The sequence below is a fragment of the Brevundimonas sp. FV2ps16 genome (assembly GCF_058681075.1).
This window is the reverse complement of the sequence record NZ_CM178728.1, coordinates 1,574,639-1,588,656: the sequence shown is the minus strand read 5'-3', so window position 1 is coordinate 1,588,656 and position 14,018 is coordinate 1,574,639. Positions and strand designations below refer to the sequence as shown.

Here is a 14,018-nt window from a genome sequence, read left to right as displayed (position 1 = left end):
AGGGAGAGAAATCACTCCGGCCAGGTCTCGCGGCTGGCCCCCAGCACCTCGCCCGCCAGATACAGCGACCCGCAGATCGCCACCCGCCCCGCGCCGAGCCGCAGCGCCAGATCCACCGCCTCGCCCACTGATCCCGCCGGCGTCGCCGCCAGCCCGTGCCCGCGCGCCACGGCCGCCAGGGCCGCCGGCTCGGCCGCCGCGCCGTCGAAGCCGACCGTGAAGACCGTCGCCTGACTGTCCTTCAGCGCCGCAAAGAACCCACCCGCATCCTTGTTCGACAATATCCCGCAGATCAGGGCCAGCGGACGCGGCGCCCGCGCCTGTCGCTCGGCCAGAAACGCCGCCAGCGCCCTCGCCGCATGGGGATTGTGCCCCCCGTCCAGCCACAGTTCGGCATCGGCCGCCCGCGCCGCCTCGCCATAGGGACCGGCCGAGATCCGCTGTAGCCGCGCGGGCCAGCGCACGGCCTTCAGCCCCTGCGCGATCGCCGCCTCGGGCAGGTCCAACTCGACCGCCGCCGCGACGGCTAAAGCCGCATTATCGATCTGGTGAGCCCCCGCCAAGGCCGGCGCCGGCAGGTCCATGAACAGTTCGGCCGTCTGGAAGGCCAGCCCGCCCCGCTCGGCCCAGGCGTCGAAATCCACCCCCAACACGGTCAGCCGCGCATGAACATCGACGGCTCGCCGCTCGATGGCCTTCATCGCCTCTTCCTGCTGACGCGCGATCACCGCCGGCGCGCCCGCCTTCAACACGCCCGCCTTCTCCGAGGCGATGACGGCCAGGTCCGTGCCCAGGAACTCCGCATGATCGTAATCGACCGGCGCAATGACGCTGAGAAGCGGCCGCTCGATGACATTGGTGGCGTCCAGCACCCCGCCCAGCCCGACCTCGATAATGGCCAGATCGGCCGGTGTCTCGGCCATGGCCAGGAAAGCGGCGGCTGTGGTGCTCTCGAACACCGTCGCCTCGCTGCCGGTTTCGGCCATGGCGGCCTCGATCCGGTCGAGGATGGCGTTCAGCTGATCGTCCTCGATCAACCGCCCCGCCAGCCGGATCCGCTCGTTGAACCGCACCAGATGGGGCGAGGTATAGGCATGAACCTTCAGCCCCGCCGCCTCGGCGATGGCCCGGATCATGGCCACGGTGGACCCCTTGCCGTTCGTGCCCGCTACATGAACCACCGGCGGCAGCCTGTGCTGCGGATCGCCCAGGGCGGCGCACAGGGCCTTCATCCGATCCAGCGACAAGTCGATCCGCTGCGGATGTCGGGCGCGCAGTCGCTCAGAGATCGGGTCCAAGGCCGTCAGGCCGCCTGGCGGTTTCCGCCCATCAGCATGGACAGGATCTGGCCCAGGACGCGCGGCAGATCGGCGCGGACGACCACGCGGTCGACCATGCCCTTTTCCTGCAGATATTCGGCGCGCTGGAAGCCCGGCGGCAGTTTCTCGCGGATCGTGGCCTCGATCACGCGCGGACCGGCGAACCCGATCAGCGCGCCCGGTTCAGCCAGGTGCACGTCGCCCAGCATGGCGTAGGAGGCGGTCACCCCGCCCGTGGTCGGGTCCGTCAGGACCACGGCATAGGGCAGTTTCGCGTTCTTCAGTTCTTCGATGGCCAGGGTGGTCCGCGCCATCTGCATCAGAGACAGGGCGCCTTCCTGCATCCGCGCGCCGCCGGCGGCGGTGAAGCAGATCATCGGAACCTTGCGGGCCACGGCCTCGCGTGCGGCCTTGATGAAGGCCTCGCCGGCCGCCATGCCCAGCGACCCGCCCATGAAGGTGAAGTCCTGGACGATCACAACGGCCGCCTGGCCGCCGACGACGCCATAGCCGATGGCCATGGTGTCCTTGCGCCCCGCCGCCTTGCGCGCCGCGCTCAGCCGGTCCTTGTACGGCTTGCCGTCCGAGAATTTCAGCGGGTCTTCCGGCACGTCCGGCGTGTCGATGGACTCATACTGGCCGCCGTCGAAGGTGGCCTTCAGCCGCGTCGGCGCGTCGATCCGCATATGGCGGCCCGACGGCGTCACCCACAGCGACGCCTCCAGATCCGAGCGGTACAGCATCTCGCCCGTATCGGGGTCCTTGACCCACAGATTGTCGGGGGTGTCGCGACGCGACACGATCTTGCGGACGCCGGGCGCGAAACGGCTCAGCCAGCCGCCGCGCTTTTCCTGGGGTTTGTTCTTGTCGACCATGGGCGGGCTCTTAGACGGTTTCCGCCAGGGATGCACCAGTCCGCACCGACCGAACCGCGTCGCCCAGCGCCTTGACCCGGGCCAGCACGCGCGGCGCAACGGCTTCGCCAGCCTCCAGCGCGGCCGCCACCTCGTCCACCAGGGCCGAACCGACCACCACCGCATCGGCCACGCGCGCGATCTCGGCCGCCCGCTCCGGCGTCTTGACCCCAAAGCCGACCGCGACCGGCAGACCCGAGGCCTTGCGCACCCGCTCCACCGCCGGCGCCACCACCTCGGCGTTCGCCTCCTTGACGCCGGTCACGCCCGCGACGGCGACATAATAGACGAAGCCCGAAGTGCCTTGGACCACGATCTTCAGCCGTTCGTCGTCCGAGGTCGGCGTGGCCAGACGGATAAGCGAGATTGAGACCTTGTCCAGCGCTTCGATCAGCGGCCCGGCCTCTTCCGGCGGGCAGTCCACCACGATCAGCCCGTCGATGCCGCAGTCGGCCGCATAGGCGGCGAAGGCGTCATAGCCCAGGCTCTCGATCGGGTTCAGATAGCCCATCAGGATGATCGGCGTGACGTCGTCGCCTTTGCGGAATTCCTTGGCCAGATCCATGGTCGAGCGCAGGCCGAAACCCGCCTTCATCCCCCGGATCGCCGCCCGCTGGATCGGCGGCCCCTCGGCCATCGGATCGCTGAACGGAAAGCCCAGTTCGATGATGTCGGCCCCGGCGGCGGGAAGGCCGCGCAGAAGCTCCAGCGCCTCCTCGCGCGACGGATCGCCCCCCATCACATAGGGAATAAAGGCCGCGCGGCCCTCGGCCTTCAGCGCGGCGAAACAGGCGTCGATACGGGCGGTGGTCATTGCGGCGTGGTTTCCGAAGCGGGCTTCTCGGCGGCGGACTTCTCTGCCGCAGCCTGCGCGCAGACATCGCCGGGCACGACGGCGAAGCCCAGATAGCCGGGCAGTTCGGCGACGGCGGTCTTGGTGGTGTCGTAGAAGGCGACCATCTGCATGCCCTCGCAACCGCCGGCCTCGCGGCGCTTGATCAGGACGACGCGATTCTCGTCGCCGCCCGCCGCCAGCCAGCCCTTGGTCTCCAGATCGGCGATATAGGCGTCCGCCAGGGCGCCGACCTGACCCAGGGGCGCGGTGACGCACCAGGCACGACCGGCCAGATTGTTCAGACCGCCGCAATCGGGCGACAGCTGCGCGCCGGGCAGCAGGGCGACGTCGGCGGGCTGGACCTGCGAAGGCGCGGGCGCCGCCGTCTGGGCCTGAACGGCGGTCGAAAGGCTCAGCGCGGCGGTCGCCGCCAGCAGGCTACGGATCACAGTTCCACTCCCAAGTGTTTGGCGACCTGGAAGATGTCCTTGTCGCCCCGGCCCGACATCAGCAGGACGATATCGCCGCCCTTGCCGACTTCGCGCGCCACTTCGCCAGTCCGCGCCAGGGCGTGGGCCGGTTCCAGCGCCGGGATGATGCCTTCCAGCTTCGAACACAGCTGGAAGGCCTCCAGCGCCTCGTCGTCCGTCGCCGACCGATATTCGGCCCGGCCGATGTCGTGCAGCCAGGCGTGTTCCGGCCCGATGCCCGGATAGTCCAGACCGGCCGAGATCGAGTGTCCTTCGACGATATTGCCGTCGTCGTCCTGCAGCAGATAGGTCCGGTTGCCGTGCAGCACGCCCGATCGACCGCCCTTCAGCGAGGCCGCATGGTCCGGCGTATCCAGCCCGTGCCCCGCCGCCTCGACCCCGATCAGCCGCACGGCCGCGTCGTCGATGAAGGGGTGGAAGGCGCCGATGGCGTTCGACCCGCCGCCGATACAGGCCACGACGGCCTCCGGCAGCTTGCCCATCCGGGCCATCGACTGCGTCTTGATCTCCTTGCCGATCACCGACTGGAAATCACGCACCATCGCCGGATAGGGGTGCGGCCCCGCCGCCGTGCCGATGATGTAATAGGTGTCCGAGACGTTGGTGACCCAGTCGCGCATCGCCTCGTTCATCGCGTCCTTCAGGGTCGCAGCCCCGGCCGTGACCGAGAAGACTTCGGACCCCAGCAGGCGCATGCGGAACACGTTCGGCTGCTGCCGCTCGACGTCCACCGCCCCCATATAGACGGTGCAAGGCAGGCCGAACCGCGCCGAGACGGTGGCCGAGGCGACCCCGTGCTGGCCCGCGCCGGTCTCGGCGATGATCCGGGTCTTGCCCATGCGCCGCGCCAGCAGGATCTGGCCCATGCAATTATTGATCTTGTGCGCGCCCGTATGGTTCAGGTCCTCGCGCTTCAGCCAGATCCGCGCCCCGCCGAAATGTTCGGTCAGACGTTCGGCGAAATACAGCGGGCTTTCGCGCCCGACATAATGGGTCAGATAGCCGTCCAGCTCAGCCTGGAAGCTCGGGTCCGCCTTGGCCGCCTTATAGGCCGCGTCCAGCTCGTGGATCAGCGGCATCAGGGTCTCAGCCACGAACTGCCCGCCATAGGGCCCGAACCGACCCTGCGCGTCCGGCCAGGCATAGGCGTTGGACAACGGCTGGCCAGTGGGTAGGGCTTGGATGGGGGTTTGAGCGTTCACGAGTCCAACTTTCACGCAGGGAGGCGTCGTAATTACGTCCGGCGCGCGTTTTGGATGAAGGCTGCGATCCGGTCGGGGTCCTTAACACCCGGCGCGCTTTCGACGCCAGAGGAGACGTCCAGCATCGGCGCCCCGGTGATCCGCAGCGCCTCGGCCACATTGTCGGGATTCAGCCCGCCAGCCAGGAACCAGGGATGGCGAAACGCCCGATCCGCCAGCAGGGTCCAGTCAAAACTATGCCCCACCCCGCCAGGCAGAACCGAACCCTCCGGCGGCTTGGCGTCGAACATCAGGTGATCGGCGTGATAATCCCATTCGTCGGCGGCGAAGAAGTCGTCGCCATGCCGGATCGGCAGGGCCTTGATCACCCCCGCGCCCGTCAAGGCCCGCACGCCTTCCGCCCGCGCCGGGGCCTCCGCCCCGTGCAGCTGGATGAAATCGGGCTTCAGCGTCCGCGCGATCTCTTCCAGCAGGCCGTCGTCCGGATCGACCGTCACCGCCACGATCTTCGCCCGTCCCCGCGCCCGTTCGAACAGACGCGCCGCCGCCTCGGGCGCCAGATGGCGCGGGCTCTTGGGAAACACCACCGCCCCCACGAAATCCGCCCCGCCGTCCAGGGCGGCGTCCAGGGTGTCGGCGGTGGTCAGGCCGCAGATCTTGATGGCTGTCTTCATGGGACGATCACCGTCAGTCCAATGTCGCGGCCTACCGCGGCCATATCCTCATCCAGTGTCGCCACGACGCAGCCGTGTCTGGCGGCGATGGCCAAATGCACGGCGTCGGGCGCCCGCAATCTCGTGTCCGCCCTCAGCATGGCGCGCGACTCTACGATGTCGCCATCAACGACCGACAGCACGATCCGGCCCTTCAACCATTGGTCAAACACGCGTTCAAACGACCTCCGCTCCTCGTCGAGCAAATGGCGCATTCGCGCCTTGACCGCCAAGGCCGAGGAAAACTCGGCCAGCGCCCAACTGCTCAGAACGAAATCGTCAATGTCGGCAATCCAGGTCGATGTACGCTGCGTGTGCTTGTCGGTATGGAACAGAGACACCAGAACGCTGGTGTCGAGATAAACAGTCAAATCTCTTCGTCCCGCATGCGCCGGATCAGCGTGACGGAGTCGATGGGCGACTTAGACTTGATCCGCACCCTCTCAACCCACGCCATATCGATCGGCCCCGACGTCGGCTTTGTCTCCTGCGTCGGTTCAAGCCGCGCGATCGGCACGCCGCGCCGTGTGATGGTCACGGCCTCGCCCGCCAGCATGCGATCCAGCAGCTTGGGCAGGTTGTTCTTGGCTTCGGCGACGGAGTAGCTAGACATGGCCATCAAGATAGCCATCTGGCGTCAAAAGTCCACAATCTCGGCTCAGGCGAAGATCGACACGATCTCCTCCGGCGTCAGCAACCGCCACTGTCCGGGCGCCAGATCGGCCGGCAGCGTCAGGCCGCCCAGCCGTTCGCGGTGCAGGGTCTCGACATGGTTGCCGGCGGCGGCGAACATGCGCCGCACCTGGTGATAGCGGCCCTCCGTCACCGTCAGCAGGGCCTCGGTCGGGGACACCACCTCCAGCACCGCCGGCACCAGCGGCTTGTCCTCGCCCTCCAGCACCAGTTCGCCCGAGGCGAACAGCGCGCCCTCGGTTCCGACCAGCGGCCGCGCCAGCCCGGCGCGATAGACCTTGCCCACATGGCGTTTGGGCGAAATCACCCGGTGCAACAGGTCGCCGTCGTCGGTCAGCAGCAGCAGGCCCGTGGTCTGCTTGTCCAGCCGCCCGATGGTCGAGATGGCCGGGTCGCGCGCCCGCCACCGTCCCGGCAGGATGTCATAGACCAGCGCGCCCTCTTCCTTGTGGGAACAGGTCATGCCCAGCGGCTTGTTCAACAGGATCACCAGCCCCTGAACCGGATCCAGCGGCTCGCCGTCGATCTCCATCCGGGTCGGCAGGTCCGGCGTTACCGCGATCCGCTTGGACACGTCCGTCAGGTCCGCGCCGTCCAGCACGATCCCCCCCGCCTTGGCCATCCGCGCCATCTCGGCCCGCGATCCATAGCCCATCGACCCCAGCAGTCGGTCGACGCGGGAAGTGGGGGTCTTCACTTCACCGCCTCGAACAGCTTGTACCCACCCGAATCCGCAACCAGCCGCACCCGATTGAACGCCGTATTCAGCTCGGCCTCATACGGCAGATGCCGGTTGGCCACGATCCAGGCCACACCGCCCTTCTTCAGCAGTTCGGCCGCCTTCCTGATAAAGGCCTGGCCCAGCCGGCGATCCTCGGCCCCGCCGTCGTGGAAGGGCGGATTGCTGATGATGAAGTTCAGCTCGCCTTCTGCAATCATCGTCCGCACATCGGCCCATTCGACGCTCGCGCGCGGGTCTTCGACGTTCTTCCGCGCCGCCTCGACCGCTCGGCGATCCAGGTCGATCAGCCGCAGCGACGTCACCGCCGCCGACCGCAGGGCCACCGTCGCCAGCGCCCCATAGCCGCAACCCAGATCGACGCCCGCCCCCTTCAGCGCCGGCATATGTTGCGCCAGCAGGGCCGAACCCGCGTCGATCCGGTCCCAGGCGAAGATCCCCGGCTGGGACCAGGCCTCCAGCCCCGGCACGATCCGTGGCGCGCCCTCGGCTATGGCCGCGTCGATCCCGGCCATCGTCTCGGGCTTAATCACGATACAGCGGCGATGGTGCGCCTTGGCCGTCTCGCCGACCTCGACGCCGAAGCCGGTCAGCTCCTTCTTCAGCCGCGACCCGCCCTTGTCCTTGAGCGCCATGACGTCCAGCCGCCCGCCGACCTTCAGCGCCCTCAGCGCCAGGGCCAGGACATAGCGCCGCTCCAACACGCCGGGCGGGGCGTAGATCATGATGTCGTCGACCGAACCCTCGAGTACGGTCTCAAGCGCGGTGGAGCCGGGGATCAGGGGCGAGGTCTGGATCGCGCCGCCCGCTCCAGTGCCGGGAGGATCGAAGACGACCGGCGGTCGGCCGTAAAGAAGCGTGGTCATGCCCGCCCCTTAGAGGCAGACGCTGCAATTCGCCAGCGTCGCGGGACTCAGAACCCCGCCTGCAACAGCGCCAGCCCGACAACTCCAACCACTATCCGCCACCAGGCGAAGGGGCCGAACCCGTGTTTGGACACGAAGTCCAGCAGGAACCGCACCACCACCAGGGCCGTCAGGAAGGCGGTGACGAAGCCCACCACGATCAGGCCGACGTCGCTAAAGTCCAGCGTCTTATGGTTCTTCAGCAGGTCATAGGCCACGGCCGCCCCCATGGTGGGCAGGGCCAGAAAGAAGCTGAACTCGGCCGCCGACCGTTTGTCGGTCTTCAGCAGCAGGCCGCCGGCGATGGTGGCGCCCGAGCGCGACACGCCGGGGATCATGGCCAGGCACTGGAACAGGCCGATCAGGAAATAGATCCGCATCGGATATTGATTGGCGTCCAGCCACTGGGGCCGCTTGTCCATCCGGTCCAGCGCCAGCAGGATCACCCCGCCGACGATCAGGGCGATGCAGATCACCTGGGGCGTTTCGAACAGCACGGTCTTGATGAAGTCATAGGCCAAAAAGCCGATCACCACGGCCGGGGCGAACGCCAGCAACAGGCCGATCAGGAACCGCCGCGCCTCCGGATCGAACGGCCAGCGCGTCGCCAGGGTCCACAGCCGTTTGAAATAGACGCTGATTATGGCCAGCAGGGCGCCCAGTTGGATGACGATCTCGAACGTCTTGCCCGAGCTCTCGAAGCCCATGAAATGGCCGAGCAGAAGCATGTGTCCTGTCGAGGACACCGGAATGAACTCGGTCAGTCCTTCGACCAGACCAAGAATGATCGCCGCAAGCCAGTCAGACATGTGATCCCCGCAGAGCCGGTGTCAGTGGGAGCCCGGCTCCGGACCCACATAGCGCAATCTGGCCCGGATAGGCGAGCCGTCCGTGGCCTGATCCACCGCATGGGCCAGCAGACCGATCAGCCGCCCCAGCACCAGCAGATCCCCCGCCCCGGTCGGCCCCAGGTCCAGCCGCCGCGCGATCAGGGCCAGGGCCAGGGCGAAGCTCGCCGCCTGGCCGCCCGCCGTCTCGCCTTCGGTCCATACCGCCTTGAGATCGGCGGGCAGGTCCGCCGAATCCAGCAGGGCCGGAACGCGCGGATCGACCCGGCCGAACTCCGCCGCGAAGCCGAAGCCCGGCACGCCGCCCTTCAGCCCGATCCAACGCCGGGCCGCCCCGGCCGGATCTCGCCGCGCCTCGCCGACATAGGCGGTCACCTCGTCCATCTCCGTCAGGGCCCGGCCCGACAGGGTGGTCACGCCCGCCAGCACCGCTCCGGCCAGGGGCGCCCCGCCGCCGGCCGCCGCCCGCGCCGCCAGCACGGCTTCATCCAGACCGCACTCGGCCCCCAGGACCAGGGCCCGGCGGATCAGATGGCTGTCGCGCTCGGCCGTCTTGAACCCGCGCGCCAGCCGCTGGTGCAGATACAGGCGCGGCCCCGGCCCAGACACGCTGTCCACCACCTCGCTCAGCAGCGAGGCCGCCTCGCGTTTCAGACTGGCTCCGTCATGCGCCCGCAGCGACCGGTCCTCGATGGCGCGCCGGCCCAGCACGGCCAGCACCCGCCTCTGGGTCGCGCCGCCGACGATGGGATCGATCCGGGGCTTCAACTCGGCGAAGGGATCCGCCTCGCGCGCGTCCCACAGGGTGCGCGCCGCCGCCTCAGCCGTGGCGGCCTCGGACATCTGCACCGCGTCCAGACCGCGATAGAACAGCCGTCCATCGACGATCAGGGACACCGACGACTGGATGTCCGCCTCGCCGCGCGCCGCCGCCCCCACGACCGGCCTGCGGACCTCGGACGCCTCGACCTCCTCGCCCTCGCCGCACATCCGCGCGACGTCGGACACGGCGTACAGGCTGCGTCGGGGATCAGTAGGGTCCGGCCGGGCCGCGATCCGGCCCCGGCTGACATAGGCGTACAGGGTCTGGGCCTTCACCCCCAGTCGGGTCAGGGCCTCGCTTCTCGCGATCCAACGTTCGTCAGCGCTCATGTCGTCTCCACGACCGATGCCACAAGTAGAGAACCGAAACCGACATAGCGCCGTTTCATGTCCTTAACGCTAACGCACCGCTTGATCCAGTTGGGGCGCTGGATTTGCCGCCTCGACTTCCTCCCGGTTGGCTTTCGGCCATGATTGCGCGACAAGGGAGCCTGATGACGACGCCGCCCGCCTCTCCGCCCGCGCCCACGCCGATCGAGGACGCCCATCTGGCGACCCGGCGCATCACGCGTCTTTCGGTCGGGGTCGCCCTGGTCCTGATCGCGCTCAAGGCCTTCGCCCTGGGCGCCTCGAGCTCGGTCTCCATCCTGGCCAGCCTGACAGACTCGGTGCTGGATTTGGTCGCCTCTCTGGCTGCCTTCTACGCCGTCCGCTGGGCCGCCGCCCCGCCGGACGAGGATCATCGCTACGGCCACGGCAAGGGCGAGGCCCTGGCCGCCCTGGTCCAGGCCGGCCTGGTCTTCGCCTCGGCCGTCTTCATCGGCTGGGAGGGCCTTCACCGCATCTTCGACCCGCGCCCCGTCACCTCGGGCGGCTGGGCGAGCGGGGTGGTGATCGTCTCCATCGCCATCACCGCCTGGCTAGTCTGGATGCAGACCCGGGCGATGAAGAAGACCGGCTCCATGGCCGTCGCGGGCGACCGCGCCCACTACGCCGCAGATCTGGCCGCCAATCTGGTGGTGCTGATCGGGGTGATCTCCGGGGCCTTCCTGAACGCGCCCGGCCTGGACGCCGCCGCCGGCCTGGTGGTCGCCGTCTGGCTTTTCTGGGGCGCCACAGGCATGTTGAAGGCCGCCGCCGACCACCTGCTGGACCGCGCCGCGCCCGAGTCCGACCGCGCCGCCGTCACCCACGCCGTCCTGGCCGATCCGCGCATCTCCGGCGTCCACCAGCTGCGCACCCGCATGGCGGGCCAGGTGATGATGGTCCAGATGCACGTCGACCTGGACCCCGAGCTGACGCTGGACGCCGCCCACGCCATCGTCGTCGAGGCCGAGAACCGCATCCTCAGCCACTATCCCAGCGCCGACATCCTGATCCACGCCGACCCGCGCGGCCGCCCCCGCCCCCAGCCGGCCGAGACGACGCCCGCCTCGCCCCCGTTGGAGCCTGCGGCGCCGGCCTCCCCGGCGCCGCTCCAGCCCCGTCCCAAGGGCCCCTGGTCCTGATCCGGTAAACGGACATTAACGGATGCCGGCGCATTAAGCGGTGATGTCCGAGTCCAGCGTCCTGTTCCATTTCGCCTTCCAGCCCGCCTCGCGCGCCGCGCGCCTGGCCCTGGGCGAGGCGCGCATCGAATGGACCGACACGCCGGTTCGTCCGTGGGAAGACGACTGCCCGGTCAATGACCTGAACCCCTCGGGCCTGCCGCCCGTGGTCCAGACCACCGACCGCGGCCGCCCCCTGACCCTGTGTGAACTGCCCGCCGTCCTGGGCTGGATCGAGGACCAGCAGAAATCCCCCCTGCTCCTGCCCGCCGACCCCGCCGAACGGGCCGAGGCGCGCCGCCTGACCGGCTGGTTCGAGCGCCGCTTCACCGACGAGGTCGACGCCGTCCTGCTGCACGAGCGGATGGAGAAACCCCTGCTCAAACTGGGTCCGCCCGAAGCCCGCGCCCTGCGCCACGGCCGCGACGCCCTGAAATCCCACCTCGCCATGCTGGAAGAGCTGGTCGCCGCCCGCGACTGGCTGGCCGGCCGCCGCCTCAGCCAGGCCGACCTGATCGCTGCCGCCCACCTGTCCGTCCTCGACTATTTCGGCGAGGTCCAGTGGGCCAACTGGCCCGCGCTCAAGACCTGGTACTCCAAACTCAAATCCCGCCCCTGCTTCCGCCCCCTGCTGGCGGACCGCTTCGTCGGCGTGCCGCCCTCGGCCTGGTACGCGGACCTGGATTTCTAAGGCGAGCCCCCTTAAAGCGCCTCCGCGCCCAAGCGCGCGATCCACAGCTTCGCCCGACTGGCCAGTTCATCCTTGCGCCGCAGGTCGGAAATGTCCTCCGGCAGGCGGTCCAGTTGCTCAAACCGGAAATCCTCGGCCGCATGCGCCTTCCACGCCGCCTGCAGCGACCGATAGGGGCTGCCGCCATGTCGCAGCGCGAACCACAACCCGTTCTGTTCGGTGTCGATGTGGCGGCTCTTGCCGACCCACGCCTGACCCGTGGCGCTGCAAATCACGGCATAGACCCCGGCGATGATCGGCCGCTCCTTGTATGCCGCGATCAGGGTCTTGCGATTCGTCTGGGTCATGGCGTCCTCTTATTTATCCGGGTATAAACATGCCAGCTAATTTCACCCGGGTAAATACATGAGCAACGAAGATCGCGATCTGGTTCTGTTCGACGGCCCCCGCCGCATCGCCAGAGGCTCGGACGCCGCTGTGGCGGCCGCCTTCCGCAAGGCTCTGGTGGTCTCACCTGAAGCCGCGTTGCGCGTGTTCGATCTGGCGACCGGTCGGCCGGTCGATCTGGACCCCCGCGAGACAGAACCCGCTCGGGCCGCCAGGCGCGGTCGTCCGCGTCTGGGCGTCGCCGCGCGCGAGGTCACGCTGTTGCCTCGCCACTGGGACTGGCTGGCGGCCCAGCCCGGCGGCGCCTCGGCCGCCCTGCGACGTCTGGTGGACCAGGCCCGCAAGGCCGGCGCGGACGACGACGCGCGGTGCCGCCGCACCGAGGCCGCCTATGGCTTCATGGTCGAAATGGCCGGCGACGCCCCCGATTTCGAAGAAGCCAGCCGCGCCCTGTTCGCCGCAGACCGCGACCGGCTCGCCGCCCTGATCACGCCGTGGCCTGCGGACATCCAGGGCCAGATCCTTGAACTATTCGACGGCGCGCCCACCTCGGACGAATGACCGCCCCAAGACCCTCTCCCGCTTGCGGGAGAGGTGGCCCGGCGTCCGCGCAGCGGACCAGGGGCGGAGAGGGGAGTGTCGCCAAAGGCTAGACTTCCCCCATCGTCAGGCGTGTCGCTGCGCGCCACGGCCTGACACTTCCCCCGCAAGCGGGGGACGGTCTTCCTCGCCCGATTTCGTGCTATCCCCCGCCCGTGTCTGACCGCCTGAAAACCTTCATCCGCCAACGCGCGGCCGAGCTCGGCTTCGACGTCTGCCGCTTCGCCTCGGCCGCCGACGCCTGGCCCGCGGGCGAGCGGCTGCGGCATTTCGTGGATGAGGGCCGGCACGGCGACATGGCGTGGATGGAAACGACCCTGGACCGCCGCCAGCACCCCACCGCCATGTGGGACGAGGCGAAGACCGCCATCGTCCTGGGCATGAACTACGGCCCCGACGACAATCCGCTGGACCAGCTGGCCGACCGTTCCGCCGCCTATATCTCGGTCTATGCGCGCGGCGACGACTATCACGAGGTCATCAAGGGTCGGCTGAAACAGCTGGCGGGTCAGATCGCGGCCCGCAACGGCGCCGACATCAAGGTCTTCGTCGACACCGCCCCCCTGATGGAAAAGCCCCTGGCCCAGCGCGCCGGCCTGGGCTGGCAGGGCAAACACACCAATCTGCTCAGCCGCACCCACGGCAACTGGCTGTTCCTGGGCACCATCCTGACCGCCGCCGAGATCGAACCGGACGCGGCAGAGACCGAACACTGCGGCCGCTGCACCGCCTGTCTCGACGCCTGCCCCACCAACGCCTTCCCCGCCCCGTTCCAGCTCGACGCCCGGCGCTGCCTGTCCTACCTGACCATCGAATTCGCGGGGCCGTGGCCGGTGGAATTCCGCACCCTGACCGGGTCGCGCATCTATGGCTGCGACGACTGCTTAGCCGTCTGTCCTTGGAACAAGTTCGCTCAGGAAGCCCGCGAGATCCGGCTGACGCCCCGCCCCGCCTTCAACAGCCCGCGGCTGTCCGACCTGCTGACGCTGGACGACGCCGCCTTCCGCGCCCTGTTCACCAAGAGCCCGGTCAAGCGCATCGGCCGCGACCGGTTCCTGAGGAACGTCCTCTATGCGGTCGGCAATTCCAACGACCCGGCCCTGATCGCCCCGACGCAGGCCCTGCTCAGCGACCCCGCCACCCTGGTGCGCGGCGCCGCCGTCTGGGCCCTGTCGCGTCTGATGGCCCCCGCCGATTTCACCGCCCTGGCCCAGGCCGCGAATGAGACCGACGCCCAGGTTCTGGAGGAATGGCAGGGCTTGCGCGCCTAATTTCTGAATGTATGGACGCCCCCTCACAAGGGAGGACGGAG

General features: G+C 68.7%; 17 protein-coding genes. 4 read left to right on the top strand and 13 right to left on the bottom strand.

Features of this window, described 5'->3' with window-relative positions:
* Window positions 1-11: 11 nt before the first annotated feature.
* From ACW170_RS07620 to ACW170_RS07565, 12 genes are all read right to left on the bottom strand, one after another.
* A complete protein-coding gene (locus ACW170_RS07620; protein ID WP_492089034.1) occupies window positions 12-1,298 on the bottom strand; it encodes a bifunctional folylpolyglutamate synthase/dihydrofolate synthase in 1,287 nt (428 codons plus the stop codon).
* Between the two features lie 5 nt (window positions 1,299-1,303).
* Window positions 1,304-2,194, bottom strand: a complete 891-nt coding sequence (locus ACW170_RS07615; RefSeq protein ID WP_492089033.1) for an acetyl-CoA carboxylase carboxyltransferase subunit beta — start codon at window positions 2,192-2,194, stop codon at window positions 1,304-1,306.
* Window positions 2,195-2,204: 10 nt separating this feature from the next.
* On the bottom strand, window positions 2,205-3,047 hold the full coding sequence (gene trpA, locus ACW170_RS07610) for a tryptophan synthase subunit alpha (RefSeq protein ID WP_492089032.1): 843 nt from the start codon (window positions 3,045-3,047) through the stop codon (window positions 2,205-2,207).
* Window positions 3,044-3,517 carry a hypothetical protein gene (locus tag ACW170_RS07605; RefSeq protein WP_492089031.1) on the bottom strand — a complete coding sequence of 158 codons (474 nt, stop codon included), beginning with the start codon at window positions 3,515-3,517 and terminating at the stop codon, window positions 3,044-3,046. Before ACW170_RS07605 ends, trpA begins: the two co-directional genes overlap by 4 nt.
* On the bottom strand, window positions 3,514-4,716 hold the full coding sequence (gene trpB, locus ACW170_RS07600; RefSeq protein WP_492089155.1) for a tryptophan synthase subunit beta: 1,203 nt from the start codon (window positions 4,714-4,716) through the stop codon (window positions 3,514-3,516). The genes ACW170_RS07605 and trpB overlap by 4 nt, the downstream gene beginning before the upstream one ends.
* A gap of 77 nt (window positions 4,717-4,793) precedes the next feature.
* On the bottom strand, window positions 4,794-5,435 hold the full coding sequence (locus ACW170_RS07595) for a phosphoribosylanthranilate isomerase (RefSeq protein WP_492089030.1): 642 nt from the start codon (window positions 5,433-5,435) through the stop codon (window positions 4,794-4,796).
* A complete protein-coding gene (locus tag ACW170_RS07590; RefSeq protein WP_476695375.1) occupies window positions 5,432-5,845 on the bottom strand; it encodes a type II toxin-antitoxin system VapC family toxin in 414 nt (137 codons plus the stop codon). Before ACW170_RS07590 ends, ACW170_RS07595 begins: the two co-directional genes overlap by 4 nt.
* Window positions 5,842-6,105: a type II toxin-antitoxin system Phd/YefM family antitoxin gene (locus tag ACW170_RS07585; RefSeq protein ID WP_489179547.1), complete on the bottom strand. Its 264-nt coding sequence runs from the start codon at window positions 6,103-6,105 to the stop codon at window positions 5,842-5,844. The genes ACW170_RS07590 and ACW170_RS07585 overlap by 4 nt, the downstream gene beginning before the upstream one ends.
* Before the next feature lie 27 nt (window positions 6,106-6,132).
* A complete protein-coding gene (locus ACW170_RS07580; protein WP_492089154.1) occupies window positions 6,133-6,822 on the bottom strand; it encodes a pseudouridine synthase in 690 nt (229 codons plus the stop codon).
* Between the two features lie 38 nt (window positions 6,823-6,860).
* Entirely contained in the window at window positions 6,861-7,772 is a 912-nt protein-coding gene (locus ACW170_RS07575; protein WP_492089029.1) for a class I SAM-dependent methyltransferase, read from the bottom strand.
* A 47-nt stretch (window positions 7,773-7,819) separates the two neighbouring features.
* Window positions 7,820-8,620 (bottom strand): undecaprenyl-diphosphate phosphatase, encoded by an 801-nt coding sequence (locus ACW170_RS07570; RefSeq protein WP_492089028.1) that lies wholly within the window; start codon window positions 8,618-8,620, stop codon window positions 7,820-7,822.
* Window positions 8,621-8,641: 21 nt separating this feature from the next.
* On the bottom strand, window positions 8,642-9,811 hold the full coding sequence (locus ACW170_RS07565; RefSeq protein ID WP_492089027.1) for a citrate/2-methylcitrate synthase: 1,170 nt from the start codon (window positions 9,809-9,811) through the stop codon (window positions 8,642-8,644).
* 164 nt (window positions 9,812-9,975) lie between these two features.
* Here ACW170_RS07565 and ACW170_RS07560 point away from each other — a divergent pair, with 164 nt between their 5' ends.
* Both ACW170_RS07560 and fzlA read left to right on the top strand, forming a co-directional pair.
* Entirely contained in the window at window positions 9,976-10,989 is a 1,014-nt protein-coding gene (locus ACW170_RS07560) for a cation diffusion facilitator family transporter (protein WP_492089026.1), read from the top strand.
* Between the two features lie 43 nt (window positions 10,990-11,032).
* Entirely contained in the window at window positions 11,033-11,719 is a 687-nt protein-coding gene (gene fzlA, locus ACW170_RS07555; protein WP_492089025.1) for an FtsZ-binding protein FzlA, read from the top strand.
* An 11-nt stretch (window positions 11,720-11,730) separates the two neighbouring features.
* Here the strand turns inward: fzlA and ACW170_RS07550 are convergent, their stop codons facing one another.
* Window positions 11,731-12,066: a GIY-YIG nuclease family protein gene (locus ACW170_RS07550; RefSeq protein WP_492089024.1), complete on the bottom strand. Its 336-nt coding sequence runs from the start codon at window positions 12,064-12,066 to the stop codon at window positions 11,731-11,733.
* A 58-nt stretch (window positions 12,067-12,124) separates the two neighbouring features.
* On the opposite strand from ACW170_RS07550, the gene ACW170_RS07545 reads away from it, so the two are divergent.
* Both ACW170_RS07545 and queG read left to right on the top strand, forming a co-directional pair.
* Window positions 12,125-12,667: a DUF2239 family protein gene (locus tag ACW170_RS07545; protein ID WP_492089023.1), complete on the top strand. Its 543-nt coding sequence runs from the start codon at window positions 12,125-12,127 to the stop codon at window positions 12,665-12,667.
* 194 nt (window positions 12,668-12,861) lie between these two features.
* Window positions 12,862-13,977 (top strand): tRNA epoxyqueuosine(34) reductase QueG, encoded by a 1,116-nt coding sequence (gene queG, locus ACW170_RS07540; RefSeq protein WP_492089022.1) that lies wholly within the window; start codon window positions 12,862-12,864, stop codon window positions 13,975-13,977.
* Window positions 13,978-14,018 lie beyond the last annotated feature (41 nt).